The organism is Pseudomonas rhodesiae (genome assembly GCF_007858255.1).
GTDB classification, from domain to species: domain Bacteria; phylum Pseudomonadota; class Gammaproteobacteria; order Pseudomonadales; family Pseudomonadaceae; genus Aquipseudomonas; species Aquipseudomonas rhodesiae.
The window spans coordinates 52,055-76,877 of record NZ_VFEU01000013.1; the positions used below are offsets into that span (position 1 = coordinate 52,055).

Sequence of the window (24,823 nt, forward strand, 5' to 3'; positions counted from 1 at the left end):
TCCATGGAATTGCAAATACGTCAGCGAGCGACGACCAGTGGCGACTGTGGCGCCTGGGCTGTGCGAGCTTCCATTTGTACGAGTTGGTTGAGCAGGGCCGGCACATCCAGGATCAGGGCCACGGCCCCGCTGCCCAGAATGGTCGAGCCGCTGATTCCGCGCAGTGCGCCAAACAGCTTGCCCAAGGGTTTGATCACGGTCTGGAACTCACCGAGCAGGTCGTCCACCACCAGCCCGGCCTTGTGCTCGGCATAACGCACCACCACCACGTTCTGGCGCCGGGCGGCGGGGCCTTCGTGGTTGAAGTGGTCGCGCAGGTGAACCAATGGCAGCACCTCGCCGCGCAGGTCCAGATAGCCTTGTTCGCGGCTGGAGTCGCGCTGTGGTTCGTCCAGTTCGATGCATTCCTGAACCATGTCCAGGGGAATCACATAAGTGGCTTGGTCGATGCCGACCAGGAAGCCATTGATGATTGCCAGGGTCAGCGGCAGCCGAATGCGCACTACCGTGCCCTGGCCGGGGCGACTGTCCAGATCGACGGTGCCGCGCAGCAGCGTGATGTTGCGCTTGACCACGTCCATGCCAACGCCGCGCCCGGACAGGTTGGTCACCGCCTCGGCGGTGGAGAAGCCCGCTTCGAAAATCAGGTTGTAAATTTCCTGATCGGACAGCACCGCACCGCTGGCCACCAACCCGCGTTCCTGGGCTTTTTCCAGAATGCGTTCGCGGTTGAGCCCGGCGCCGTCGTCGGCGATTTCGATGACGATGCTGCCGGAGTCGTGATAGGCATTGAGGCTCAGATGGCCCTTGCTCGACTTGCCCGCCGCACGCCGCGCCTCGGCACTTTCGATACCGTGGTCCATGGCGTTGCGCAGCAGGTGCATCAGCGGATCGCCGATCTTCTCCACCACGGTCTTGTCCAGCTCGGTTTCGGCACCGCTGATCAGCAGGTCGATGTCCTTGCCCAACTCCTGGCTGACGTCGCGCACCACGCGGCGGAAGCGGTTGAAGGTATCGCCGATGGGGATCATGCGCAGATGCAGGGCGCCATCGAGGATTTCTTCCACCAGCCCCGACACCGTCGACGTGGCTTCATGCAGTGGGTCGTGGTTGCAGGAGCGCGCCAACAGGCTCGCGCCGGCGCTGGCGATCACTAACTCACCGACCAGGTTGATCAACTCATCGAGCTTGTCGGCGTTGACCCGTACATAGTTGCCATCTCGGGGTTTGGCCTCGCTGGCCGTCGCCACGCGCTGGGGCGCGGTGCTCCGGTGAGTGGGTTCGGCCTGGGTGACCAGCTCGGTGCCGGTGCTCGCCGGGTTGATGGGCGCTTCATCGACGGCCGTGATCTGCACCTCACACTCGTCGCGCACAAAGTCGAACACTTCGTTGAGGGTGGCGTGGCTGGCAGTGGAGCGCAGGTCGATCTCGAAGCCCAGGTAGCAGCTTTCCGGGTCAAAGTTCTCCAGCGCCGGGATGCTGTCGGTGAGGGTGTCGACCTGCACCATTTGCCCCAGGGTTTGGAGGTAGCGCAGGAACGACAGCGGGTCCATGCCATTGCGGTACACGTCCGCGCCGAAGCGCAGAGAAATATGCCACAGCACTTCGGCTGACTCGCCGTCGGCCGCCTTAGCGGTTACGGCGTCGGCGGTTGTGGCGTGAAGCGGGTGGTAGACACCCAGCGCCTCGCGCAAAGCCTCACCGCGCTGCAATGCGGCGGGTGTAAGGGCTTCACCACGACTGGCAACCACGTCGATCAGTTCGAGCATATGGTCGCCGCACTTGAGCAGCAGGGCGATCAAGTCGGCATCCACCGCGATATCGCCGTCGCGCAGGCGGTCCAGCACATCTTCGACGATATGCGTGAACCCCACGATCGGTGCCAGGCCGAACAGCCCGGCGGAGCCTTTGATGGTATGCGCGGCGCGGAATATCGCACCGATGGCGTCTTGATCGTCGGGTTCGTTCTCCAGTTGCAGCAGGGATTGCTCCATGGCCTGCAACAGTTCGCGGGCCTCCACGATGAAGGTCTGCTGTGCCTGATCGAGATTGATGCTCACCTGGACTTTCCTTGTCGATCAATGAACGGTGGCGCCGCCTACAACGCGGCGCCGCGACAGAGTTGCAGTGTTTGCGTGACGGCCTGGCTCTGGCCAGTCAGGCTCAGGGCGGTGCCGTTGATGCCGGCTTCGCGTTCTATCACCGCGAGCAGTTGCAGGCCGGCGCCATCCATCTCAGTGACCTGTGACAGGTCTAGCTCAAGGCGGGCCGCGGCGCCAACCTGCGGCAGCAGCGCGGCGGCCAGCTCGGCGACGGTGTAGATCGTCAGCTCGCCTTCAATGCCCACGCGGGCCGTGTCGTCAGTGGTTTCGTGGGTGATGGACATGCCAGCCTCCCCGGATCACGGCAGAATCAGCTTGGACACCGCCGCCAGCATCTGCGCCGGCTGGAACGGCTTGACCACCCACGCCTTGGCGCCCGCGGCCTGGCCTTCGGCCTTTTTCGATTCCTGGGACTCGGTGGTCAGCATGATGATCGGCGTGAACTTGTAGTTGGCCAGCTTCTTCACCTCTTTGACGAAGGTGATGCCGTCCATATTGGGCATATTCACGTCGCTGATGATCAGGTGCACTTTCTGCCCGTTGAGTTTGCCCAGGGCGTCCTTGCCATCGCTGGCCTCGATCACGTCGTAACCGGCGCTTTTCAAGGCAATACCGACCACTTGCCGCACGCTACTGGAGTCGTCGACCACTAATACACTTTTCGCCATGATGGGCTCCTAAAAGAAAGTGATGTCTTGGGAATTCTGCTGCGCGGCGTCGTTGCCATGGTGCGTGCGCCGCTGCTCGTCGGTGGCGTAGGTGGCCTCCATACTGGCCAGCCATTGTCGGGCGTCGATGCTCACGGCCTGGTCCGGCGCTTGCCTGGCCTGACGCAAGTGATCGTGCAAGGCATTCATGTTGTCGCGCACATGGCTGAGAATCTGGCTGACCCGGTCCTGGAACTGCAGGTTGACCAGCACGTCGGTCATTTCGTCGCGGATGCCGTAGCTTTCCTGCTTGAGCAGGTCGGCGGACTCGGCCAGGCGCCCGGTGATGTTCTGGAAGCGCTCAAGCACCAGTTGGATGCTTTGCTCGGACGCACCGACGGAGTGGCTGTCCTGATCGGCGCTGGTGGAGGCGGCCTGCACCAGCTGGGTAATGGCGTTGTTGATAATGTCGACCTTGGCCGACATTTGCTGGCCGGTCTCGCTGGACTTGCTCGACAGGCTGCGCACCGCATCGGCCACCACCGCAAAACCGCGCCCGGCTTCACCGGCACGGGCCGCTTCGATTGCGGCATTCAGCGCCAGCAGGTTGGTCTGCGCGGCAATCGCGGCGACGTCGGCGGCCATGGTGCGTAATTCGCCGGTGTAGGCGGTAAGGCCGCGTACTTGCGCCAGGGTTTGGTCGCGGCTGGATTGGGTGGCCTTAAGTGAGTCGATCACCTGGCTCAATTCGCTGTCACTGCGCGCCAGCACCTTGAGCGCGCCGTCGGCGGCTTGCCCATCCAGTTCACCGGCTGCGTGCTGTGAAGCCTGGACGGTTTCCTGCAAGCGTGCGGCGATCCCAGTGAAACGATTCGCCAGGCTGACAATGGCTTCCTCGGTCTGCTGGCGTGAACTTTCCACCTGTTTGGCCCAGATCGGCATGGCGCCCAGCAACACCTCATCGAGTTGCGCCCGCGCCGCCTGGCTGTTGTGCGCTGCGTCGGCATCGGCCTGATTGGCCAATGCGCTCGATGTCGCGCGCCATAGGGCATCGCGCTGAGATTTCGCGCTCCAGGCGCAGGCCCCAAGACCGACCAGCACCAACGCCGCGCACGCAACGAGGTTGGCCGCGGAGGTTGACTGGACGAGGATCCAGATCACCGCAGGCACCACGGGAATGAAAGCGAACCAACGAAAACGCGGATGACCGGTAAGGGAAGTGCGGCTGGATGGAGGCGGGGTCATAGTTCGATCCTTGAACAGTACTGCGGATATATAAACAACATAGGGGTTATCTGCCCTATGTGCCGCAACTTTAGACACGCTAGTGTGCCTTCCGTCTGGTTTATTACCAGCAGGTGACCGACGATCATGTCTAAATGCCACTATTGCGAACTGTAGCCTAAAGTTAGGCATTTTGGCTGCTTCAACGGCGAGGTTATTCAATCAGCTTGGCTTTATGATGAGCTAACGTTCATGCAACACCCTCTGATGACTCGCTGGATACGCCCCGATGAGAGACCTGCCGCCCACCGCGACACTTCGCGCTTTTGAAGTCGCTACCCGCCACCCGACCTTTACTGCCGCCGCCCACGAACTGCATGTGACTCAAAGCGCTGTCAGTCACCAGCTCAAGCATCTTGAGGCGCTGTGGGGCGTGCAGTTGTTCGAGCGTGGCAAGGCGCTGCGCCTGACAGCGGCGGGCGCTACCCTGGCGCCGATCGTGCGCGAGTTTTTTTTGAGCCTGGAGGCGACGCTCAACGACCTGCGCGAGCAGAAGGGCAGGGTTCGGCTCAGCGTCAGCACCACCTATTCCTTTGCGCTGAAATGGCTGTTGCCACGCCTGCCGAACATCTCTCGCCTGCACCCCGAGCTGCTGGTGTCGTTGGACACCACGGATGCCATTATTCATTTCTCCAACGCCCAGGCAGACGTCGCGATCAGGCTGGGCAAGGGCAGTTACCCTGGCCTGTATTCGGAGTTCTTGTTCGGGGAACAGGTATTTCCCGTGGCCAGTCCCGAATTGCTGCGCCGCGTCGGGACACCGCTGAGCCCCACCGAGTTGTTGCATTTTCCGCTGTTGGCCCGTGATGGCGCAGAACTAGCGCCCAAATGGGAGGCGTGGTTCGAGGCGTTGGGGCTGGTGTATCTGCCGCTCAGGGAAAGTGTCAGATTCGGCGATACCAACATGACGGTCGAGGCGGCATTGCTCGGCCAAGGCGTGGCATTGGTGCGCAGCGGGCATGTCGAGAAGGAAATCAGCGACGGCCGTCTGGTGCGGCTATTCGACGTGCATTTCCCATCGCCGCTGGCTTATTACTTCGTGTGCCCCAAAGGCGTCGAAACGCTGCCGCACATCGTCAGCCTTCGCCAATGGTTACTGAGTGAGGCGCTGAAAGTGCGGGACGTGAAGGCGCCCATGATGAGTGTTCATTCATGCCTCGATGAGGAGACTTCGCTGTAGTCCCGACACCGGCGTAAATAGAATGAGGCATGCCTATTCATCTGGTCTGCCTCGTCCTTTTCGCCGCGCTCCTGCATGCCAGCTGGAATGCACTGCTGCGCAGCGGTGCCGATCGCCTGTGGTCCATGACGGTGATGTGCATGGCCATCGCTATCACCTGCGCGGTCGCTGCGGTGTTTATGCTGCCGCCTGCAGTTGAAAGTTGGCGCTATGCGCTGCTGTCGGGGCTGCTGCATGTGGGCTACAACTTGTTCCTGGTGCGCAGTTACCGGGTCGGCGACCTGGGGCAGATCTATCCGATTTCCCGTGGTTCTTCGCCGGTGCTGATCACCCTGGGGGCCGCCGTTTTTGCCGGGGAAACCATCGCTCCTGGCCAGTTGCTCGGTATTGCGTTGGTTTCGGGTGGGATTATTTCGCTGGCGTTCAGAGGGCGCCGGCTTTCGGTCCCCAGCCTGCCCTATGCCCTGGGCACAGGCTGCTTTATCGCCGCCTACAGTGTTGTCGATGGCATCGGCGCCAGGCTCTCCGGCGCGCCAATGGCCTACACCGTCTGGATGAGCGCCCTCTGGGGCGTGCTGATGCCCATGGTTTACATCGCTCTGCGCGATACCCGCAGCCTGTTCCGCGCGCGGCCCGGCACCCTGACGGCGGTGCTCGGCGGGCTGGTCTCTTTGCTTGCCTATGCCATGGTCATCTACGCCATGAATGAAGCGCCCTTGGGCGCAGTGTCCGCATTGCGCGAAACCAGCGTGTTGTTCGCGGCATTGATTGGCTACGGATTCCTCGGCGAGGCGCTGACTGCGCGCCGCATTCTGGCGTGCGCGGTGATCGCCTGCGGCGCCATCATCCTCGGCTGACTCGGCCAATCACCTAGAGAGGGATTCACCATGACCACTGTTTCGCAGGCCCCTTTGATCCTGATAACCGGCGGCAGTCGCGGGGTAGGTGCCGCCACCGCCCGACTGGCGGCCCAACGAGGGTATGACGTGGCCATCAGCTACGTCAGCAACGAGTCCGCGGCGCAGGCGGTGGTTGCGGATGTGCAGTTATTGGGACGGAAGGCCTTGGCCATGCGCGCCGACAGTGCGGATCCGCGCCAGGTGGCCGATCTATTCGCGGCCATCGACCGTGAGTTCGGGCGCATCGACGTCCTGGTCAATAACGCCGGGGTACTGGCGCTACAATCACGGGTGGAGGCTCTCGACTTCGAGCGGATGCAGCGCATTTTCGCAGTCAATGCCATCGGGCCGATACTCTGTGCCCAACAGGCGGTACGGCGCATGTCCTATCGTCATAATGGCGCTGGTGGGGTGGTCATTAATGTCTCTTCGGCATCGGCCCGACTTGGCAGCCCCAATGAATACGTGGACTATGCGGCCTCCAAGGGCGCCCTCGAAACGTTCACCATCGGGCTGGCTAAAGAGGTGGCGCGGGAAGGCATACGCGTCAACGGTATTCGCCCCGGGCATATCTACACCGACATGCACGCCAGTGGCGGTGAGCCTGGGCGGGTCGATCGCGTCAAAGACTCGATCCCCATGGGGCGGGGCGGCCAGCCGGAAGAAGTGGCACGGGCGATTCTATGGCTGGCGGGCGCGGAGGCGTCGTTCGTAACCGGCACCTTTCTCGATGTGACCGGGGGTAAATAAAGCAGGGCGCGGCGCTGGCGCGGAGTCCAGTAAGCGGCTGCTCATCACCTGTTGAAGGAACCGTCTCGCTCACGGCTGTGTCCATGTGCTGTCGCCACCGATCAGCACTGGCCCCGAGACATTTAGCCGTTATGGAGCAAATGCGCGCGCATGCTTGAACACCTCGACCTTAATTACCTGCTGGCCACCTATGGTTACTGGGCCGTTTTTATCGGCTGCCTACTGGAAGGCGAAACGATTCTGATACTGGGAGGCGTGGCGGCGCATCAGCAGGTGCTCAAGTTGCTGCCCGTGATCGCCTACGCCAGTCTCGCCGGCATGTTGGGGGACCAATTGCTGTTCTGGGCGGGGCGCTATTTCGGCGACCGTTTGTTGCCGCGCTTACATAAAAAACAAGCGGCCATCGACAAGATCACAACGTTGATCCATCGGCACCCCACGGTGTCGATTTTTTCGGTGCGCTTTCTCTATGGCATGCGTTTGTTGGGGCCGATGGTGATCGGCGCGAGCAGGATTTCACCGCTTAAGTTTGCCTGCATCAATGCCATTGGCGCGCTGGTCTGGGCCACGCTGTTTGCCAGTGCGGGGTATTGGGCTGGGGAGTTTTTGCAACGCGTCTTGGGCGACTTGAAACCTTATCGACTGCCTATTGCACTAGGCGTCGTCGGCGTGGTGGTGGCTGTGGGGCTGATACGCCATTACCGATCCAAACGCAGGCAACCCTGACTCGCGGCTCCTAGGGTGAAGCCAATCCAGTCATTACTGGCATAATGCCGTTTTCCCGTTCAACCGGATGCATGGACGCTATGTTAAAGACCCTGACGCTTCTGGTGCTGTTGAGCACCATCATGGGCTGTAAAAGCCTGACCCGACCCGCCGATTACGACTCATCGATGACTGGCTTTCGCTGCATGTGGATTGCCGGCCAGAAACCGTTTGAGCGCGACAACCTGCGCTATATCGAGCGCTACGCCGAGTATGGCAACGCCACGTGCATGGCCATACTCGGCAAGCTGTATCAGGAGGGTGGCTATGGGGTCGATCAAGACTTTCGCGAGGCCCACGCCTTGTTCGTCGAAGCCGCCAAGTTAGACCCGGCTGTCAATGTGCTGCTCGGGCAGATGGCCGAGCGCGGCGAAGGTGAGCCGGTGGATTACGCCAGGGCGCGTACGTTCTACCGTCTTTCCGGTAAGAACGCTGCGCTACCGTTGGGGCGTTTGATGGAGGAGGGCAAAGGAGGGCCGCAGGATCTGCCTGGCGCCCTGGCCTTATATCTGGAGGCCTCCGAACGCTGTGGCGATGAGGCTTGGCTTGCGATGAACCGTTTGCGTAAAGCCGGCCAGCCGCTCACTGAGGTTCAGGCCAAACGTTATCAGCAGATGTGGCTGAGCAGCTTTGTCAATTTACAAAAGCGGCGGATGGCAGTGGGTGAAGTGTTAGAGGCCGTTGACGCCACCGGCGAGGCCAAGCGCGTCACGCTGTCCTACCGCTTCAAGTCAGACAGTGGCGCCCCTCAGGTGACAATGGTCGAGCCCTCGGGGGATGCCAATGTGGATCAGTGGGTCATGAGGGCCGCCGCGCGGGTGACCATGGGCGAATCCGCGCCCTTGACGGACAGTTCGGGGGAGCTGGAAATCAAGGCGCCGCTGCTTTTTACGGTGCAGGACCCGCAGCACAAGCCTTACCGGAATTGGCTATGCGGTCGTAAACCCTGCAGTTGATCGTCCAGCGTTGACCAAGAGCATGCTCAGGGTTTGTTGCGTCGGCAGCGCTCCGAGCAATAACGCACCTCGTCCCAGCAACGCGCCCACTTCTTTCTCCAGGTGAAAGGCAGGCCACATGTCACGCAGGTCTTGACTGGTAGATCACTCTTTTTCATGGCTCTTAGGGCTGTGGGATAAGCAAATAAATGAACTATGGCAGCGTAACGCTTTTCCATGTTTAAACAACTTTGCTATTGCCGGCTCACGCCGGCTGAATCCACAGTGCAACCCGCCCGTAGAGCCGCCCATGACTGATTCCAGCCTCAGCAACGCTTCGCCTTCCAAGCCGTCACTGCGCCGCGCCGTTACCGGATCGATGCTGTTTTTGTTCATCCTTGGCGATGTGCTGGGCGCCGGTGTCTATGCGTTGGCTGGCACCATCGCCGGGCAAGTGGGCGGGGCGATCTGGGTGCCGCTGCTGGTGGCGTTGTTCTTTGCCATGCTCACCGCCGGCTCGTACGCGGAACTGGTAACCAAATACCCCCACGCCGGCGCCGCGTCGGTGTTCGCTGAGAAGGCGTTCAAGTCGCCGCTGGTTTCGTTTCTGGTGGGCTTCAGTATGCTCGCGGCCGCGGTCACCAGTGCGGCGGGGCTGTCCCTGGCGTTTACCGGCGACTATCTGGCGGCGTTTTTTGAGGTGCCACCGACCTTGGCGGCCTTGGTGTTCCTGGCGGTGATCGCATTGCTCAATGCGCGTGGTATCAAAGAGTCCCTGGGCGCCAATATGGTTATGACCTGCATTGAGTTGTCCGGGTTGTTGCTCGTGGTCATCGCTGCGGCCTGGTGTTTCCAGGCCGGTGAGGCGAACCTGGGGCGCGCCGTAGAATTCAAGCCTGGCGTGAACCCAATGCTCGCGGTATTGGGGGCGGCATTGTTGGCGTTCTATTCGTTTGTCGGCTTTGAGACCTCGGCCAACCTGGCGGAAGAAATCCGTAACGTGCGCACCGTGTATCCGCGCGCGCTGTTCGCCGCATTGGTCACCGCCGGTATCGTGTACATGGCGGTCGGGGTCGCTGCCTCCGTGGTGTTGCCGACGGACCGACTGATGGCTACCTCAGCGCCGCTGCTGGAAGTAGTGCGGGCTTCGGGCCTGAACATTCCACCCCAGTTATTCGCCTTTATTGCCTTGGTGGCGGTGGCCAACGGCGCACTGCTGACGATGATCATGGCCAGCCGCCTGGCGTACGGCATGGCTCGCATGGGGTTGTTGCCGGCGCCATTGTCGCGGGTTCTGCCCAAACGCCGTACGCCGCTGGTGGCGATCGTGGCCACCAGCGGCGTGGCCATGGCGCTGACCGCAACCGGCACGCTTGCGGCCCTGGCCGAAACGGTGGTGCTGCTGCTGTTGTTTGTGTTCCTCAGCACTAATCTGGCTGTGCTGGTGCTACGTCGGGACCGCGTCGACAAGGACCACTTCCGCGTGCCGACCTGGGTGCCGATATTGGCGATAACCTCGTGCCTGGTTCTGCTCAGCCAGCAAAGCCTCGATACGTGGCTGCGCGGCGGTGCGCTGATGCTGCTGGGGGTTGTGCTATATGGCTGCAATCGCCTGGCCACACCCATTGCAGAACCGAGCTAATAGGGCGCTAAGCTGACGTCTCGGCCAACGCCGCATGCCATTGGGCATAGGGCGTATCGCTTACCTTCTTCTGGTTGAGATCCGCAGCACCGTCATCCCACCACACCGGGCCACGCTCACCCAGGCCCACCTTGGCTTTCTGCACTTGTGTGCGAGCAGCCTGCAACTGGCGCGGATCACCGGACGCCTTGGCGGCTTTGACCGCACGGCGCGCGGTCATCAGTTGATTGACCAGGCCCTGCCGAGTGTCTTCGGGCAGCGAGGGGTTGCTGCACCGCCACAGGGTACCTCTTACGACGAAATAGCGGCCATCGGGGGTAGTTGGGTACATCACCGGCATTGCTCCTAGAGGTTCAAGTACGCTGGATACGCTTGCGCGGTTTGGCACTGATTTGAACCCAGACCGGTGCATGGTCGCTGGCATGTTCTTCGTTGCGCACCCATGCATCGACGCCGGCGTTTTCAAGGCGTGGGGCCAACACCGGGTTCAGCAATAGATGATCGATACGCAAACCAGAATTTTTCTGCCAATGCTGACGGAAATAATCCCAGAACGTGTATACGCGCTCGTCTGGATACAGGTGCCGAAGCGAGTCGACCCAGCCTTGGTCCAGAAGCTTTTGGTAGCACGCGCGGCTCTCGGGCTGGAGGAGGGCATCCTTGAGCCACGAGCGGGTGTTGTAGATATCCAGATCGGTAGGCACCACGTTGTAATCTCCAGCCAGCACCACCGGGTGTTCACTGCTGTGTAAGGTTTGAGCGTGTTGAATCAACTGTTCGAACCATTGCAGTTTGTAATCGAACTTCGGCCCAGGCTGAGGGTTGCCGTTGGGCAGGTACAGGCAGCCGACGATTACCCCCAGCACCGCCGCTTCCAGATAGCGGGCCTGGGGATCATGTTCGGCCCCCGGTAACCCTCGATGGATCAACAGCGGCTCGGCATCGCGCGCCAGAATGGCGACTCCGTTCCACGCCGCCTGGCCATGGTGTACAGAGCCGTAACCTGCTTGCTCCAGCGCCTTGGCGGGGAAGGCGTTGTCCTGCGCTTTCAGCTCCTGCAGGCAGACAATGTCGGGCCGCTCTCGCTCCAGCCACTGCAACAGGTTCGGCAGGCGTGCGCCTATGCCATTGACATTGAACGTGGCGATCTTGAGGGATTGCATAGCTTGGCTCCTCAATCGATGAATTCAGTGCCGATGGGGTGTTTGGGTTGGATCAGCTATCTGAAATACCTGGCCCCGGCGCCACGCATCCGCCCCTGGCGCCACGGCGGGAGCCGGTATATCCGCGCGGTCTTTGCGCTTCTGTGCGCTGTCAATGCCGAACCGTTGATCGCGCTCGGCGACTTTTTGCGGGTCGGCCTGGCCGTCGGCGGTGAAGCCCATCATCAGTTGGGGCACGCCCAAGGGCAGGTCCTTATGCAGGTCGGTGTGCCATGTGTGCCAGGTCTTGCCGTAGGTGTGCACGAGCTTTTCCATCAGCGCATGCTCGGCCACCTCAGGGATACCGGGCGCCACGAGTTGGCCGGATTTCACCTCGTGCACATGGCTGTGCCACAGCGCCTGCTCGGCCTTGGGCAGGCCGGTGAACAAGCGCTCGCTGATGATGTATTCCACACCCATTAACTTGGCGTCCTTGCGATTGCCATCGTAGATCACGCACTGGATCACTTCGTCGTTGAGGATCGCGCAATAGTGATGGGCCTCCATTTGCGCTTTCATATCGCCGTTGTAGAAATGGAAACCGTCGAGGTAAGCGTTCAAGGCATCAATCGGAGGGCGCGATTGCAATAGCGCTGCGCCGGCGTCCAGGGTGCGTGTGGTCGGCGAGGGGGCATCGCCGGGTGCGACCACATTGGAGGCTGTATTGTCAGCCGCGCAAGCGCCGAGCAGCAGCGCCGCTGCGCTTGCACAAGCCGTTTTGAGTACGAGGAATGTACGTGTTGCAGCCATGGTTGAATCCCTTCCGCTGAGTCGAATGCTTCCCTATGGATAACCGTCGTGTCGAGAAAGTTTGTTATTTGTGCACTAAACACCGACGACAGGCACAACTCCACGCTGTTTTTTAAGTGCATGGAAACATCAACCGCTTATCAGGCTTGGATCAAATTTTTTGAACATACGTTGAGTGCCCATGGACAGACTACACATGGGCCGTTGCAGATAAAGCGCTTGTCCATGACTTATTCCTCTACTGCCGGGTAAACCATCATGAAAAAGCTATATGTGTGCCTGAGTGTGTGCAGTCTGTTCCTCCTGCAGGGTTGCTTCGATAACTCGGACAATGCCACCAAAGGTAATAGCAGCTCGACCAAGTCCTCCGTGCAAATGCAAGAAGGCAACGCGGATCAGCATAAGTAATAGCAAGGGACATCTGGGGACTGAGTGATCATCCGCCCGTCAGCCGGTGTTGCACGGCCATAGTTGAATGAAGGGATGGCGCGTGGTTGGCGCGCCCACCCAATGGCTCAGAGCGTGACACTGGCCATCGACACACAGCTGGTAATCGCCAGCCTCCGGTGTTCGCCCCAGCCGCAAGGGTTGCAAAGGCGGCAATGGGTGCCGGTAGTGCCAGCTGCCATTTTCCAGTCGTGCGTCGTCTGGAACCTCCATCCCCGCACCGTTACCGCGTACCCGCGCCTCTTCCAGGACTAGCCCTTGCTCGGTCACGCGGTAGTCTTCCTCCCAGCGGATCTTTTCAATGGTGTGATCCCAGGCCAGCGTGAAGTGTGAAACCGACAGCTGGGCCCACACCACGCTGGTCAGGCCCAGGCATACGCCGATCATGGTAGGGCGAGCTCTGCACGTCGGGACCGCCAGACATGCTGGAGTATCACCACTATCCCCAGCGCGAAGCCCAATTCATCGGTCAGCGGCAACGCCACCACCAGCAAGGCTCCAGCCGCCACACTCAGCAGTCGTTCCCACAGGGGCATCTTGCGCAGCAAATAACCGGTGGATGCCATGCCCCAGAGCCCGACTGCAAACAGGGTCTTGATCAGCATGTACGCAGTCATCCACAAATTATCGCCTTGCAACATCAACGCCGGGTTGTAGACCGCCATAAAGGGTATGACAAACCCCGCCAGGGCAATTCGCACCGCCCAGAGGCTGATCTTGAACCCAGTCTCTTTAGCGATCGGGGCCGCGGCAAAGCAGGCGAGGGCGACGGGGGGCGTCAGGTCGGCGAGGATGCCGAAATAAAACACAAACATGTGCGACACAATCAACGGTACGCCCAATTCTAAAAGGGCGGGGGCTGCAATCGAGCTGGTGATGATGTAGTTGGGTATGGTCGGAATACCCATGCCCAACACCAGGCAGGTGATCATCGTCAGGATCAGCGAAAGCAGTAGATTGTCTCGCCCGATCGCCAGGATATAGCCCGCAAACGTCGAGGCGACGCCCGTCAGTGAAACCACGCCGATAATGATCCCCACCAGGGCGCACGCGATGCCAACCGGTACAGCATGGCGTGCGCCTTCTACCAGGGCGTGCAGGCAGATGGTCAAGGTTTCGTGCCCGCCCTTGATGAGCCCGCAGCCCACCACCAGCACTGCAATCACGGCAAAGATCACACCGATGCCCAGTTGGAAAAAACCGGTGCAGAGGATGCCCAGCGCAATCCAGAACGCGCAGCGCAAGCCAAAGCTTTGTACTTTTAGAATAATTGCCGAGCCGAGAATCACGATGGCCGTGAGTGCCAGTCCGACCATGCCGGAAAACAACGGCGTACGCCCGGAAAACAATAAGTAGACCAATACCAGCAGGGGTATCAGCAGATACCAGTTCTCCGTCACTGCGCCCAGCGCACTGGGGCATTGATCCTTGGGCAGGCCCTGGAGATTGGAGCGCTTGGCTTCCAGGTGAACCATCCAGAAGATCGAAGCAAAGTACAAAATCGCGGGGATCAACGCTCCCTTGGCGATCTCCACGAACGGGACGTTGATGGTTTCGGCCATGATGAACGCGACGGCACCCATGACCGGCGGCATCAGTTGACTGCCCATGCTGGCGGTCGCTTCCACCCCGCCGGCAAAAGCTGCCCGGTAGCCGAAGCGCTTCATCAGAGGGATGGTGAATTGTCCAGTAGTCACCACGTTGGCGATGCCCGAGCCGGTTATCGTGCCCATCAGCGCCGATGAGGCCACGGCGACTTTGGCCGGCCCACCCAGTTTGTGGCCGAACAGGCCCATGGCAAAGTCGGTGAACAACTTGATCATGCCGGCCTGTTCAAGGAATGCGCCGAACAGGATAAACAGGAAGATATAGGTCGCCGAAACATAGGTGGGCGTGCCGTACAGCCCTTCGGTGCCAAAAGACAGCTGGTTGATGATTTGATCGAAACCATAACCTCGATGGGCCAGCTCCCTCGGTAGATGCTCGCCAAACAGGCCATAAGCCAGGAACAACCCGCAGATGATTGGCAGGGCAATGCCCATCACCCGTCGAGCGGCTTCGAACACCAGCAGCACCAGCACAATGCCGATCACCGTATCTGCGGTGGTCAGGTCCCCTGAGCGCTGGATCAGATCAGCCTCGTACCGCCATTGATAAAACGCGGTGGCAATGGCTGCGAGGCTGAGAATCCAGGCCAACGGTTGCCAGGGGCGCCGGTTGCCATAGGCCGGATAGCTCAGGTAGACCATCCACAATAAGAAACCGACGTGTATCGCGCGCAGTACCTGGCTTGAAAAGGGCGAAAAGGCTGCCGTGACGATCTGAAAGATCGAAAATAACAACGCGACGTAAAACAGCGTTTTTGGCCAGTCTCGCGGGATCGCAGAGATGCCGTGATGTTCTTCACTCATTACCTGCCTGCCTCACTGCATGGAAAAAGGGCGGAACGTTGGCGCAGCGATGCGCTGCGCCGAGCATCGCTCGTGGCTAGAGCGCGCCTTTTTCGGTGTAGTAGCGTTCGGCGCCCGGATGCAGCGCAATCGGCAGGTTCTTGGTGGCGTTTTCCAGGGTGATGTCCTTGGCTGCCGAATGAGCGTTGCCCAGACGCGAGAGGTTTTCGAACAACAACTTTGTCATCTGGTACGCCAACTCATCGGGCACGTCCGAGCGGGTCACCAGAATGTTGGTGATGGCAACCGTCGGCACTGGGTCAGGTTGGCCGTCATAGGTGTCGGCTGGAATCATCGCGCTGTGATAGGCCGCGTTGCCGATGTTCGCCACCACGTCCGCAGGGATGGCCACATAGTTCAGCGGCATCACCGATGACAAGTCACGGATGGCAGCCATACCCAGCCCGGAGGACTGTAGCGTGGCATCCAACTGCCGGTTCTTGATGAGCTCCACCGACTCGGCAAACGGCAGGTATTGCACCTTGCCCATATCTGCATAGGTCAGGCCCGCCGCCTTGAAAATCGCCCGTGCGTTCAACTCGGTCCCCGATTTCGGCGCGCCGACCGAGATGGTCTTGCCTTTAAGGTCCGCCAGTGTCTTGATCCCCGACTCTTTGCTGGCCACGATTTGAATGTAGTTGGGGTACGCGCCGGCAATAGCGCGCAACTTGGTCAGTGGTTTACTGAAGCCCGCTTCCTCGACGCCGTTCTTCGCATCCGCCACCGAGTCGCCCAACGCCAGCGCCAACTCGCCTCGACCCGATTGCAGCAGGTTCAGGTTCTCCACGGAGGCCTTGGTGGCCTGAACCGAAGTCTTCACGCCGGGGATGCCTTCGTTGTAGATCTGTGAGAGGCCGACCCCGATGGGGTAATACACCCCGCTGGTGCCGCCGGTCAGAACGTTGATGAATACAGGGGCTGCCTGTGTCGTGGTGGTCAGTGCCAGGGCTGCAGCAGTTGCCAACAGAATGAAGCGGTTCTTTACCAGCATGGGAATCTCTCCGGCTTGTTTTGTTTTTATTCAGAGCGACTCAACTGTAGTTGATTGATCACGGCAATGGCGACGGACGGTCATACTCTGTATCAGAATGACTGGCTGAGGCTGTCGAGGAGCGGTCAGGCGGGGGCCATGGTTAGCTGACTGCCGGTTGGACCTGACGGTTTAACCCGTTATTCTCGTTATTACATTTTATTGAGTCTCACAACGGGAATCCGCTCGGGTGATCAAACCGATATTGCTGATACGTCGCCGCTTTGCCTCTATCCGGTGGCGCACTCGAGTGACGCTCTGGGCCGCTGCTACCCTCGCCGGATTGCTGGTTGTGATGTTTGCCCGGCTGGCTGACCTGGCGCTGATGCAGTTCGCCCAACAGGCTGCCGAGCGGCCCTGGCTGCCGTTTATCTATACGCCGCTGATCGGCATGTTTGTGGTGTGGATGACCTCGCGATTTTTTGCAGGGGCCCAAGGCAGCGGCATTCCCCAGGTGATCGCGGCCACGCGGTTGGCGCACCAAGGCAAACCCGTGGATAAGTTGGTGTCGTTGCGTTTGGCTTTCGCCAAGATTGGCCTTGGAACTCTGGCCCTGACGGGAGGCTTTTCAGCCGGCCGTGAAGGCCCCTCGGTGCAAGTCGCCGCCTCAATCATGCATTGCTTTCACCGCTATCTGCCCAATGCACGAATCATTCGCGCTGAAGACCTTATCCTGGCGGGCGGCGCAGCGGGTATTGCCGCCGCCTTCAACACCCCCTTGGCGGGCGTGGCCTTTGCGGTGGAGGAACTGGGGCGCAAGTTGGAAACGCGCACCAGTGGGGTGTTGCTCAGCACTATTATTTTGTCGGGGATGGTCGCGATTGCCTTGCAGGGCAACTACAACTATTTCGGGCACTTCGACGTGCAAGAGGCCAATCTCGATATCGTTGTTCCGGTACTGGCGATAGGTATTGGCTGTGGCCTTATGGGCGGCTTGTTCAGTCGGATGCTCCTGTGGCCACAGCGTCATCGTCGTTTTGTCGTCTGGGAATGGCGCCGGCTGCATCCTGTCTGGTTCGCAGGGGGCTGCGGCTTGATCGTGGCGGTGCTTGGTTGGCTCAGTGGGGGGATGTCCTATGGCAGCGGTTACGGGATCACCTCCCAAATCATCGTTTCCGATGTTGGTTTACCCTGGCACGCGCCTATTACGCGTTTTCTTGCGACCGTAGTGACTTACTTTTCCGGCATCCCTGGCGGTATTTTTGCCCCCTCTTTGGCGGTAGGCGCCGCTGTCGGGGCCAATGTCGCCGACTACTTCGCCTTGGCGGCACAGCCCATCATTGCATTGTGCATGGTGGGGTTTCTGGCAGCGGTCACGCAGTCGCCGATCACCTCTGCAATCATCGTCATGGAGATGATCGACAGCCATGGCATGGTCATCAGTCTGATGGCGGTCGCGCTGATTGCCAAAGCGGTCAGCGCCAGGATGGGGCCCGAACTGTATCAGCAACTGGCACGTGGCTTTTTGCAATCGGAGAGCAGTGGCGCCGCTGCGCAAAAAGCCAGTTCGTAGAGGGGCTCAGTACAGCAGCGGTCGCGCCGCTGCCTGAGTTTGTGCCGGTCCTCGTCCAGTCCAAGCGCAATGGTCGCGCGCTTGCGCAGCCATTCTGCGTGCTGGGTACGGGCAGCACTGAACATCGCCGGGTTTATCTGCGCCAGGCTTACAAGGGCCTTCATGAGGCGCAGATCGACTTCCAACAGGCCCGCGCCATCCCCGGCTAGCCATACAACCGCTGCTCAATCTCTTCGAGCGTGCTGCCGCGTGTCTCCGGGACCCATACCGCGACGAAGGTCAGGGACAGCAGCCCTGCGCCCACGAATACAAAGAAGGTTTGGCCGATCCCGAGCGTTGCCACCAGAGATGGAAAGAACATGCCTATCATCACGTTGGTCAACCAGAACGCAGCGATCGCCATACCCATACATCCGCCGCGGATGCGCATGGGGAAAATCTCTGCCAAAAGTACCCAAAAGGCAGGCCCGATCAGCCCTTGCATGCAGGCCAGGAACATCGCCATGGCTGCGAGGATAAGCATGGCGCGGGTCACGGAGGGGTCGACAAAAACTGAAACCAGGCCAATCAACAGTAAAGACAATGTGGTGCCGGTGAAACCGAGCAGCATCATGGGGCGACGGCCCACGCGGTCCAGCAGAGCAATGCCCACGAACGTTGCGCCAATCGAGATGATGCCGTTTACGACGTTGGCGATCAGTGCACTCCGCTGTTCCAGGCCGGCTTCCGTAAGGATCTGGGTGCCGAAGTACATGATCGAATTGACGCCGGTCAGTTGCGATGTCACCGCAATACCGATGCCAATCAAAAATATGCGTCGCGCGCCTTTCTGAGACAGGTCGCGCCAGCCACCTTTCTTGATGAATCGTTCGTTGCTGATCTGCTGGGTGATGGCCTCCATTTCAGCCTTGGCATAGTACTCTTCCCGTACCAGTTTCAGGATTTCCAGGCCCTCTCTGAAGCGGCCTTTGGTTGCCAGCCAGCGCGGGCTTTCGGGCATGTAGAGCATTCCCAACCAGAGTGCTACGGCTGGCAGCGTGGCCAAGGCAAGCATCCAGCGCCAAACACCATCGAGATCGCCGAACACATTGCCCAGGGTGGCGTTGGTGGTGAAAGCCAGGAATTGCCCGGTGACGATCATCAATTCGTTACGGGTAATGATGCGCCCGCGAATGCTGGACGGAGCCATCTCTGCGAGGTATGCCGGCACCACCACCGATGCGCCGCCCACCGCTAACCCCAGGGTAAAGCGGGCGGCCACCATGAAATTGAGCGTGGGCGCCAGGGCACACGCCAATGCGCCAAGAAAAAACAGCACGGCGAGGAACAAAATGATACGGCGCCGGCCCTTGAGGTCCGATAAGCGACCGCTGCACAGCGCCCCCAGCATGGCGCCGATCAACAAGGCACTGGCGACCAAGCCTTCGGTAAAAGGCGTCAGCCCCAGGTCATCTTTCATGTAGAGCAGGGCGCCATTGATGACGCCGGTATCGAAGCCGAACAGCAGGCCGCCAAACGTGGCGATCCATGTCACTTTTTGCAGGTAACGCTGTGCCTGGCGTTTTTGAGGGCTTGCATAGGCGACTGAAGTGTCCGCCGTATTTCCGTAGGAATTAATTGTCATTGTGATATTCCTGACTGAAACTCATTGGGGTGCTCACTCGCCGTTGCGGTGAGCGATCGAATAGGGAATTACATGGGTTTTCTCGCGCTGCGATTCAGATGGACTGGGGTTTGAAGTCGCTGGCGGCAACTGGCATGACGCTCTTGAGCAGTCTTACGGACTTTTCCAAACCCTCGAGGCTGTTGAGCAAAACGTCCTCATGCTCGATCGATAGCCAGCCATCGTAGCCAGCCATTTTCAGGCGATAGCAGAACTGCCTCCACCATTGCTCGCCGTGGCCGAACCCGAGCGTGATGTAGGACCAGCTACGGGATGAGATATCCATCAATGAGCCATTTTCCAAAAGTGAGTCCACGGCCTGGACCGGCGTGTTAAGCAAGGTATCTTTGGCATGCACATGGTAGATGGCGTCGCCCAGTGCCTCGGCGGCTACCAGCGGATCAGCGCCCATCCAGAACAGGTGAGAAGGGTCCAGGTTGGCGCCCAGCACCGGGCCGATTGCGTTGCGCAGCCTCAGCAGCGAACGGACGTTGTAGACACACTGGTTACCGTGCAATTCCAGAGCGATACGCTCCACACCATTTTCCTTGGCCAGATCGGCCATCTCGCTCCAGAAGGGCAGCAGGCGTTCTTCCCATTGGTAGCGCAGCATTGTCTGGGTTTCCGGAGGCCATGAGGCAACCACCCAGTTCGGCATGCTGTCGCCGGCCCGACCTTCCGGTAATCCAGACATGGTGCAGACAGTCTTGATGCCCAGTTCCCCGGCTACGCGTAGGGTGTCCCGCAGGCATTGGCCTTGTTCAGGTTGCGTGGGGTGCAGAGGGTTGCCGTTGGCGTTGAGGGAAATGATTTCCAGGTTGTGCTCCTGGAAGCTGCGTTTGAGTGCCTTGCGGTCGTCGGCACTGGCGAGCATCTGTGCAAGGTTAAAGTGTGGCGCGGTCGACCATCCGCCGGTGTTGATTTCCAGGCCCGATACTTCCAGGCGTTCAGCCTGCTTGAGCATCTCGCGCAGTGGCAGGTTACCGAGGCTATCGGTGACGAATCCCAGTTTCATGATGTAGCGCCCTCGTGCGGCTGATAGAAGGGGGGGGCTTGCAGCGTGGGCAAAACCACCCGGCGCCGCTGATTGAGTGCCTCGATGCCTGCTTGGGCGACCACGGCTGCGCAATAGCCATCCCAGGCATTCGCGGCAAAGGCAGGGAAAATGCCTGTATTGATAAATTCCACGAATGCTTTGTTTTGCAGGCGATAGGCGTCGGCGAAACGCGGCCGCCAATCGGCGGCATACTTTTCAAACCCCTGAAGACGGGTGTTGAAGCGAGCATGTACCGGTGTGGCCAGTTGCACGGAACCTTGCTCGCCCACCAGCTCGCCACGTACGTCGTACCCATAATGGGCGTTGTTGTTGATTTCGATGTTCACCAGTTGGCCTTCACGGGTTTCCAGCACCATGAATACCGGAGCACCGACGCCGTCCTTGGACGTGTGGGCGGGTTGGAACACTGAAATAGCCACGTATTCGGTGTCGAGCACGTGACGCGCCACATCGAATTCATGCGGCGCGGAGTTACTGATTGCCATTTGCCCGCTGAAGTTGGCGGGGGCTTCTACGTTGCGGTGGAAGTTGTGCATCATCACCGCCCGACCTATCACGCCGTCGCTCAAGGCGTTTTTCATTTCCCTGTACGAAGGATCAAACCGGCGCATGAAGCCCAGTTGCACGAAGTGGCGACCCTGGGACATCTCTCTGTCGATCACGGCCAGGCACTGGTCCGGGCTTTGAGACAGCGGCTTTTCACACAGTGCCGGTTTCCCGGCCTCGATGGCTGCCATGGTCAGGCCCGCATGAGTTTCGTCCGGGCTGGCGATGATAATTGCATCGACATCGGACCTTGAAAGCGTGAACAGCGGATCAGTGGATACGTCCGCGGCGCCGTAGCGGTCAGCGATAAGCTTGGCTCGTTCTGACGACGCATCGCACACCACATGCAAAGTGGCGCCCGGAAGGTCTTGGGCGATGATGCGGGCGTGGTCTTCCCCCATAATTCCGGCGCCGATAACGGCGATTCGTATGCTCATATTCAACTACCTATCAATGGGCGACAGTCATCAACGCAGCGTCGAACTCGCGCATGGGTTGATTGGGAAAGGAGATGGACGGTGGGGCAAAAGCGGCGCAGCCGTGGCGGTCGAAACCAACCGATGAGGCGAGTTATTCATGGGGGCGATCCTGACGGTTTGTTGTGTTTGTTATGCCGCGATTATTAGCACCGCAAAAGCAATCATCAAGGAGCACCAAAGGCGCTTTATGATGTGAATCACCTCAAATTCGAAAATGCGTTGATAGCCGTACTTGCGCTTGAACACACTGGCCAGGGCGGTGATATGGTGTAAAAAACATCAAAAAAGGGCGGGCTATAGATGACCACACAAACTTCGTCGCGCTTATGGAAGGGCCCCACGGTTCAACAGGTCGCCAAGGTGGCCCGGGTTGGGGCAGCGACCGTCGATCGTGTACTGAACAACCGCCCCGGCGTACGGGAAAACACCCGTCTGAAAGTGCTGGCGGCGCTGGATAAGCTAAAGAAAGATCTGGCTGACGGCATGGCAACGTTGCAGATCAAGCTATTTTGCGACTCGGGCGAAACCTTCAATGCTACGTTGGCCGACGCCGAGACGCTGGTGAATGCTTCGACCCCTGGCGTCGTCGTGCATGGCTACTATGTACCGACTAACCAGGTCGATCCCGCCTCTTTTGCGGATCAGGTTCAGGCCGAGGGCGTCTCGGCCGATGGTGTGATCGTCGTATCGCGCGAGCATCCGGCGATCAACCGAGCGATCCGCAAACTGCGCAGCCTCGGTATTCCCGTTGTGTGCCTGACCACCGATCTTCCTAACTCCGGGCGCAGTGCTTACGTGGGGAATGATCAATACGCCGCGGGCAGTGTCGCCGGGTTGCTGATAGGCAACGCACTACCTAAAGAACCGGCGAAGATCCTGCTGGTGACCAGCGTGCCGTTTCGCTGCCAGCAAGAGCGAGAGATGGGGTTTCGTAGGGTGCTGCGCTCCGAGTTTCCGTATCTGAAAATCGACGAACGAGTGATGTCCGACGATCGCCCTCAGACCACCACTGAACAATTGAAGCGTTATTTTTCCAAGCATGACCACCCGGCAGCCATCTACAACGTGGCCGGCGCCAACCGAGGCGTTGCTCAGGCGATAGAGACGCTTGCGACTGAGGATCGGCCTTTTTTCGTCGGTCATGAGCTTACGGTTCATACGCGAGCACTGCTGGAGGCCGGCGTCATGGATTACGTGATCTCCCATGATTTCGTCGGCGAGACGGCCGCCGCGGTGCGTTGGATACGCGGCGCGATTGAAGGCGCGGCGACAACGCCACCTTCGACACAAATCTTGATTCACACTCGATATAACTGTGGTCCTTGAGTGCGCTGTTAGCCTTCGGCCGCGCCGTCGAACGTCCCATTAGATCGAACAGCAGCCAGCTCGGGCCCTGTGGGCGCGTAGGGATTTTCCTACTGTGTAACTGCAATCCTTAGGTGTAAATCAGGATGCTCTGATAGTTCCGTCGCCATTACTTGGCCATCATCTCTTCAGATCAACAAAACCGGGCATCCCAAGGGCGGATGTCGCGCGCCGGGTCCCGCCGGATCCGCACTGAACTGGAGAGATGAAGGTGAAAGGACAGGTAATTTCCTCCCCCCTGATCTTGATGCTACTGCCGGCAGGTTTGACCGCAGTGCTCGGTTGCGCCGCGATTGTGATCAACGCGGACTTCACCCTACGCAGTGCGGTCAGTTGCGCTGGTGTGCTGTTGGGCTCGCTGTTCATGGGCCTGTGGAACAAGCGTTTAGTGGGCAGCCGTTCCCACGCCCGGCAAGACGATCAGCCAGGTCACCTGCCGCCGGCCATTTCAGCCTATGAAGGGCTGGGCGAGGTGTGCGCGCAGGTTCTGCCGATCTGGAGTCACCAGATCGAAGCGGCGCGCATCCTCAGCGAGGAGTCGATCCTCAAGCTGAGCAACCGCTTTGCGACGTTGTCGGGAGACATCAGTGCGTCCGCTTCCCAAGGCGCAGGCCAGAATTCGGGAACGCGGTTGCTGGAAATCCTGGAAGTGGGTCAGCGGGACCTGGATTCAATCATGGTTGCGCTGCGCGATGCGCTTTTGCGCAAGGAGTCGGAGCTCAAGGAGATCTTGCTCCTCTCTGATTTCACTTCGCAGTTGCAGGAAATGGCCAACTTTGTCGGTGATATTGCCCAACAGACCAATTTGCTGGCGCTCAACGCCGCTATTGAAGCCGCGCGGGCGGGGGATGCCGGACGCGGCTTCGCGGTGGTGGCGGATGAAGTGCGCAAGCTGTCCAGTTTGTCCGGGGAGACGGGGCAGAAAATCAGCGAAACGGTGAACACCGTCAATGCTGCCATCTCCCGCACCGTCGAGCTTTCCCGGCATCAGGCGCAGCAGGATTCCCACACCTTGGCTCAGTCAGAGCACCTGGTGTCCCAGGTGATCGAGCACTTCCGGCATAACGCCCAGGCCATCGTCGACACCAGCAGCAGTCTTCAGCAGCAAAGCGAAAGCGTTGCCACCGAGATCTCGGGGGTACTGGTTGCCCTGCAGTTCCAGGATCGGGTGGGCCAGATGCTTTCCCTGGTCAATAACGATCTTTGCAAGCTGCATGCGCATATCGCCGAACGCCAGCAACTGGCCCTCGCTGGCGCTGCGCCTGCGCCGATCATCGCCGATACCTGGCTTGAGCAATTGGCAAGCACCTACACGATGCCAGAACAGCACGCGATTCATCACGGCAAGCCTGTGGCGAGCAGTCCTTCATCCGAGATCACTTTTTTCTAGGGAGTTTCCCATGAGCAAAACCATCCTGATTGTCGATGACTCTGCCTCCATTCGCCAAGTGGTGAGCATCACCTTGAAGGGCGCCGGATACGAGGTCATCGAAGGTGTGGACGGCCGCGATGCCCTAACCAAGCTTGACGGTCGCAAGATCCACCTGATTGTCAGTGACGTGAACATGCCCAACATGGACGGCCTGAGTTTTATCAAAGCCGCCAAACTGCTGGCGCCCTACAAGTTCACGCCCGTGATCATGCTGACCACCGAAACCGGGGAGGCCATGAAACAACAGGGCCAAGCCGTCGGTGCCAAGGCTTGGATTATCAAGCCCTTCCAGCCGGCCCAGATGCTCGGTGCCGTCTCCAAACTGATCATGCCTTAGGCGCCCAGAGCCCCTGGAAAGGAGGTTGTCATGACAAATACCACGGCTTGTCTGCGTCGGATTCTGGTTCTCGAAGGGCCGCTGACCATATACACCGCCGCTGAGCGTAAAGACCTGTTGCTGGAGCTGTTTCCCTTGGCGCAGGAAGTGGAACTGGATCTGGGTGGGGTGGACGAAATCGACACCGCCGGGCTCCAGCTGTTGGTACTGATCAAGCAGGCGTCACTGCGCCACGGTTCCAGCCTGCTGCTGAGCAACCCCAGCACGGCGGTACTCGACGCACTGGACATGAGCGGGCTGTACAGCTTATTCGACGAGTCGGCCACGCCTCGTCACCAGAGAGGTTGA

Annotated in this window: 26 protein-coding genes and 1 pseudogene; 13 read left to right on the forward strand and 14 right to left on the reverse strand. The window is 59.7% G+C overall.

The window, feature by feature from the left end; genetic code table 11:
* Window positions 1-20: 20 nt before the first annotated feature.
* From FIV35_RS18970 to FIV35_RS18985, 4 genes are read right to left on the reverse strand one after another with little or no spacing between them, the layout of a single operon-like run.
* Complete coding sequence (locus tag FIV35_RS18970) at window positions 21-2,060, reverse strand: chemotaxis protein CheA (protein ID WP_034138316.1); 2,040 nt, start codon at window positions 2,058-2,060, stop codon at window positions 21-23.
* Window positions 2,061-2,098: 38 nt separating this feature from the next.
* A complete protein-coding gene (locus tag FIV35_RS18975; protein WP_034097649.1) occupies window positions 2,099-2,386 on the reverse strand; it encodes an STAS domain-containing protein in 288 nt (95 codons plus the stop codon).
* 15 nt (window positions 2,387-2,401) lie between these two features.
* Window positions 2,402-2,770: a response regulator gene (locus FIV35_RS18980; RefSeq protein WP_034097651.1), complete on the reverse strand. Its 369-nt coding sequence runs from the start codon at window positions 2,768-2,770 to the stop codon at window positions 2,402-2,404.
* A gap of 9 nt (window positions 2,771-2,779) precedes the next feature.
* Complete coding sequence (locus tag FIV35_RS18985; RefSeq protein ID WP_377731801.1) at window positions 2,780-4,165, reverse strand: methyl-accepting chemotaxis protein; 1,386 nt, start codon at window positions 4,163-4,165, stop codon at window positions 2,780-2,782.
* A 97-nt stretch (window positions 4,166-4,262) separates the two neighbouring features.
* Between FIV35_RS18985 and gcvA the strand changes: the two genes are divergently transcribed.
* The 5 genes from gcvA to FIV35_RS19010 all read left to right on the forward strand — a co-directional run bounded on the left by gcvA (window position 4,263) and on the right by FIV35_RS19010 (window position 8,583).
* Window positions 4,263-5,213, forward strand: a complete 951-nt coding sequence (gene gcvA / locus FIV35_RS18990; RefSeq protein WP_052198962.1) for a transcriptional regulator GcvA — start codon at window positions 4,263-4,265, stop codon at window positions 5,211-5,213.
* Between the two features lie 29 nt (window positions 5,214-5,242).
* On the forward strand, window positions 5,243-6,070 hold the full coding sequence (locus tag FIV35_RS18995) for a DMT family transporter (RefSeq protein ID WP_034138314.1): 828 nt from the start codon (window positions 5,243-5,245) through the stop codon (window positions 6,068-6,070).
* A gap of 30 nt (window positions 6,071-6,100) precedes the next feature.
* The gene (locus FIV35_RS19000) at window positions 6,101-6,862 is read left to right on the forward strand and encodes an SDR family oxidoreductase (protein WP_034138313.1); all 762 of its coding nucleotides are present in this window, start codon (window positions 6,101-6,103) and stop codon (window positions 6,860-6,862) included.
* Window positions 6,863-7,012: 150 nt separating this feature from the next.
* Window positions 7,013-7,588: a DedA family protein gene (locus FIV35_RS19005; RefSeq protein WP_034138312.1), complete on the forward strand. Its 576-nt coding sequence runs from the start codon at window positions 7,013-7,015 to the stop codon at window positions 7,586-7,588.
* Between the two features lie 80 nt (window positions 7,589-7,668).
* A complete protein-coding gene (locus FIV35_RS19010; RefSeq protein ID WP_170245411.1) occupies window positions 7,669-8,583 on the forward strand; it encodes a tetratricopeptide repeat protein in 915 nt (304 codons plus the stop codon).
* 26 nt (window positions 8,584-8,609) lie between these two features.
* On the opposite strand, the gene FIV35_RS19015 is transcribed toward FIV35_RS19010, so the two are convergent.
* Window positions 8,610-8,741: a DUF2256 domain-containing protein gene (locus FIV35_RS19015; protein WP_080758733.1), complete on the reverse strand. Its 132-nt coding sequence runs from the start codon at window positions 8,739-8,741 to the stop codon at window positions 8,610-8,612.
* Window positions 8,742-8,872: 131 nt separating this feature from the next.
* Here FIV35_RS19015 and FIV35_RS19020 point away from each other — a divergent pair, with 131 nt between their 5' ends.
* Window positions 8,873-10,204, forward strand: a complete 1,332-nt coding sequence (locus FIV35_RS19020; protein WP_034138310.1) for an APC family permease — start codon at window positions 8,873-8,875, stop codon at window positions 10,202-10,204.
* Between the two features lie 7 nt (window positions 10,205-10,211).
* Here FIV35_RS19020 and FIV35_RS19025 read toward each other — a convergent pair whose 3' ends face one another.
* Genes FIV35_RS19025 through FIV35_RS19035 form a run of 3 tightly spaced genes read right to left on the reverse strand, consistent with a single transcriptional unit; the run spans window position 10,212 to window position 12,156 of the window.
* On the reverse strand, window positions 10,212-10,535 hold the full coding sequence (locus tag FIV35_RS19025) for a hypothetical protein (RefSeq protein ID WP_034138355.1): 324 nt from the start codon (window positions 10,533-10,535) through the stop codon (window positions 10,212-10,214).
* A 22-nt stretch (window positions 10,536-10,557) separates the two neighbouring features.
* Complete coding sequence (gene xth / locus FIV35_RS19030; RefSeq protein ID WP_034138309.1) at window positions 10,558-11,367, reverse strand: exodeoxyribonuclease III; 810 nt, start codon at window positions 11,365-11,367, stop codon at window positions 10,558-10,560.
* Between the two features lie 24 nt (window positions 11,368-11,391).
* Window positions 11,392-12,156 (reverse strand): OBAP family protein, encoded by a 765-nt coding sequence (locus tag FIV35_RS19035; protein WP_034138308.1) that lies wholly within the window; start codon window positions 12,154-12,156, stop codon window positions 11,392-11,394.
* Window positions 12,157-12,414: 258 nt separating this feature from the next.
* Between FIV35_RS19035 and FIV35_RS29645 the strand changes: the two genes are divergently transcribed.
* The gene (locus tag FIV35_RS29645) at window positions 12,415-12,564 is read left to right on the forward strand and encodes a hypothetical protein (RefSeq protein ID WP_167418018.1); all 150 of its coding nucleotides are present in this window, start codon (window positions 12,415-12,417) and stop codon (window positions 12,562-12,564) included.
* A gap of 39 nt (window positions 12,565-12,603) precedes the next feature.
* On the opposite strand, the gene FIV35_RS19040 is transcribed toward FIV35_RS29645, so the two are convergent.
* The 3 genes from FIV35_RS19040 to FIV35_RS19050 all read right to left on the reverse strand — a co-directional run bounded on the left by FIV35_RS19040 (window position 12,604) and on the right by FIV35_RS19050 (window position 16,044).
* Entirely contained in the window at window positions 12,604-12,990 is a 387-nt protein-coding gene (locus FIV35_RS19040; RefSeq protein ID WP_034138307.1) for a DUF1850 domain-containing protein, read from the reverse strand.
* Window positions 12,987-15,014: a TRAP transporter permease gene (locus FIV35_RS19045; RefSeq protein WP_034138306.1), complete on the reverse strand. Its 2,028-nt coding sequence runs from the start codon at window positions 15,012-15,014 to the stop codon at window positions 12,987-12,989. The genes FIV35_RS19040 and FIV35_RS19045 overlap by 4 nt, the downstream gene beginning before the upstream one ends.
* 76 nt (window positions 15,015-15,090) lie before the next feature.
* Entirely contained in the window at window positions 15,091-16,044 is a 954-nt protein-coding gene (locus FIV35_RS19050; RefSeq protein WP_034138305.1) for a TAXI family TRAP transporter solute-binding subunit, read from the reverse strand.
* 229 nt (window positions 16,045-16,273) lie between these two features.
* Between FIV35_RS19050 and FIV35_RS19055 the strand changes: the two genes are divergently transcribed.
* Together FIV35_RS19055 and FIV35_RS29650 are read left to right on the forward strand one after the other, a co-directional pair.
* Window positions 16,274-17,596: a chloride channel protein gene (locus FIV35_RS19055; protein WP_034138304.1), complete on the forward strand. Its 1,323-nt coding sequence runs from the start codon at window positions 16,274-16,276 to the stop codon at window positions 17,594-17,596.
* Between the two features lie 41 nt (window positions 17,597-17,637).
* On the forward strand, window positions 17,638-17,805 hold the full coding sequence (locus FIV35_RS29650; protein ID WP_156796365.1) for a hypothetical protein: 168 nt from the start codon (window positions 17,638-17,640) through the stop codon (window positions 17,803-17,805).
* Here FIV35_RS29650 and FIV35_RS19060 read toward each other — a convergent pair.
* The 3 genes from FIV35_RS19060 to FIV35_RS19070 form a co-directional block, all read right to left on the reverse strand.
* Complete coding sequence (locus tag FIV35_RS19060; protein WP_052198961.1) at window positions 17,802-19,220, reverse strand: sugar porter family MFS transporter; 1,419 nt, start codon at window positions 19,218-19,220, stop codon at window positions 17,802-17,804. The two genes, FIV35_RS29650 and FIV35_RS19060, sit on opposite strands and share 4 nt — an antisense overlap.
* 94 nt (window positions 19,221-19,314) lie before the next feature.
* Window positions 19,315-20,274, reverse strand: a complete 960-nt coding sequence (locus FIV35_RS19065) for a sugar phosphate isomerase/epimerase family protein (RefSeq protein WP_034138303.1) — start codon at window positions 20,272-20,274, stop codon at window positions 19,315-19,317.
* The gene (locus FIV35_RS19070; RefSeq protein WP_034138302.1) at window positions 20,271-21,299 is read right to left on the reverse strand and encodes a Gfo/Idh/MocA family oxidoreductase; all 1,029 of its coding nucleotides are present in this window, start codon (window positions 21,297-21,299) and stop codon (window positions 20,271-20,273) included. Before FIV35_RS19070 ends, FIV35_RS19065 begins: the two co-directional genes overlap by 4 nt.
* 342 nt (window positions 21,300-21,641) lie before the next feature.
* Between FIV35_RS19070 and FIV35_RS19075 the strand changes: the two genes are divergently transcribed.
* From FIV35_RS19075 to FIV35_RS19090, 4 genes and pseudogenes are all read left to right on the forward strand, one after another.
* A complete protein-coding gene (locus FIV35_RS19075; RefSeq protein WP_034138301.1) occupies window positions 21,642-22,667 on the forward strand; it encodes a LacI family DNA-binding transcriptional regulator in 1,026 nt (341 codons plus the stop codon).
* Between the two features lie 826 nt (window positions 22,668-23,493).
* Window positions 23,494-24,096 (forward strand): annotated as a pseudogene (locus FIV35_RS29935) (methyl-accepting chemotaxis protein); the annotation flags it as partial.
* A 10-nt stretch (window positions 24,097-24,106) separates the two neighbouring features.
* The gene (locus FIV35_RS19085; RefSeq protein WP_034138300.1) at window positions 24,107-24,475 is read left to right on the forward strand and encodes a response regulator; all 369 of its coding nucleotides are present in this window, start codon (window positions 24,107-24,109) and stop codon (window positions 24,473-24,475) included.
* Window positions 24,476-24,505: 30 nt separating this feature from the next.
* The gene (locus FIV35_RS19090; RefSeq protein WP_034138299.1) at window positions 24,506-24,823 is read left to right on the forward strand and encodes an STAS domain-containing protein; all 318 of its coding nucleotides are present in this window, start codon (window positions 24,506-24,508) and stop codon (window positions 24,821-24,823) included.

Coding starts and splice junctions, on each gene's coding strand:
- FIV35_RS18975 (WP_034097649.1), bottom strand. CDS start 2,386: ATGTCCATCACCCACGAAACCACTGACGACACGGCCCGCGTGGGCATT.
- FIV35_RS18980 (WP_034097651.1), bottom strand. CDS start 2,770: ATGGCGAAAAGTGTATTAGTGGTCGACGACTCCAGTAGCGTGCGGCAA.
- FIV35_RS18985 (WP_377731801.1), bottom strand. CDS start 4,165: ATGCCTAACTTTAGGCTACAGTTCGCAATAGTGGCATTTAGACATGAT.
- gcvA (WP_052198962.1), top strand. CDS start 4,263: ATGAGAGACCTGCCGCCCACCGCGACACTTCGCGCTTTTGAAGTCGCT.
- FIV35_RS18995 (WP_034138314.1), top strand. CDS start 5,243: ATGCCTATTCATCTGGTCTGCCTCGTCCTTTTCGCCGCGCTCCTGCAT.
- FIV35_RS19000 (WP_034138313.1), top strand. CDS start 6,101: ATGACCACTGTTTCGCAGGCCCCTTTGATCCTGATAACCGGCGGCAGT.
- FIV35_RS19005 (WP_034138312.1), top strand. CDS start 7,013: ATGCTTGAACACCTCGACCTTAATTACCTGCTGGCCACCTATGGTTAC.
- FIV35_RS19010 (WP_170245411.1), top strand. CDS start 7,669: ATGTTAAAGACCCTGACGCTTCTGGTGCTGTTGAGCACCATCATGGGC.
- FIV35_RS19015 (WP_080758733.1), bottom strand. CDS start 8,741: ATGAAAAAGAGTGATCTACCAGTCAAGACCTGCGTGACATGTGGCCTG.
- FIV35_RS19020 (WP_034138310.1), top strand. CDS start 8,873: ATGACTGATTCCAGCCTCAGCAACGCTTCGCCTTCCAAGCCGTCACTG.
- FIV35_RS19025 (WP_034138355.1), bottom strand. CDS start 10,535: ATGTACCCAACTACCCCCGATGGCCGCTATTTCGTCGTAAGAGGTACC.
- xth (WP_034138309.1), bottom strand. CDS start 11,367: ATGCAATCCCTCAAGATCGCCACGTTCAATGTCAATGGCATAGGCGCA.
- FIV35_RS19035 (WP_034138308.1), bottom strand. CDS start 12,156: ATGGCTGCAACACGTACATTCCTCGTACTCAAAACGGCTTGTGCAAGC.
- FIV35_RS29645 (WP_167418018.1), top strand. CDS start 12,415: ATGAAAAAGCTATATGTGTGCCTGAGTGTGTGCAGTCTGTTCCTCCTG.
- FIV35_RS19040 (WP_034138307.1), bottom strand. CDS start 12,990: ATGATCGGCGTATGCCTGGGCCTGACCAGCGTGGTGTGGGCCCAGCTG.
- FIV35_RS19045 (WP_034138306.1), bottom strand. CDS start 15,014: ATGAGTGAAGAACATCACGGCATCTCTGCGATCCCGCGAGACTGGCCA.
- FIV35_RS19050 (WP_034138305.1), bottom strand. CDS start 16,044: ATGCTGGTAAAGAACCGCTTCATTCTGTTGGCAACTGCTGCAGCCCTG.
- FIV35_RS19060 (WP_052198961.1), bottom strand. CDS start 19,220: ATGACAATTAATTCCTACGGAAATACGGCGGACACTTCAGTCGCCTAT.
- FIV35_RS19065 (WP_034138303.1), bottom strand. CDS start 20,274: ATGAAACTGGGATTCGTCACCGATAGCCTCGGTAACCTGCCACTGCGC.
- FIV35_RS19070 (WP_034138302.1), bottom strand. CDS start 21,299: ATGAGCATACGAATCGCCGTTATCGGCGCCGGAATTATGGGGGAAGAC.
- FIV35_RS19075 (WP_034138301.1), top strand. CDS start 21,642: ATGACCACACAAACTTCGTCGCGCTTATGGAAGGGCCCCACGGTTCAA.
- FIV35_RS19085 (WP_034138300.1), top strand. CDS start 24,107: ATGAGCAAAACCATCCTGATTGTCGATGACTCTGCCTCCATTCGCCAA.
- FIV35_RS19090 (WP_034138299.1), top strand. CDS start 24,506: ATGACAAATACCACGGCTTGTCTGCGTCGGATTCTGGTTCTCGAAGGG.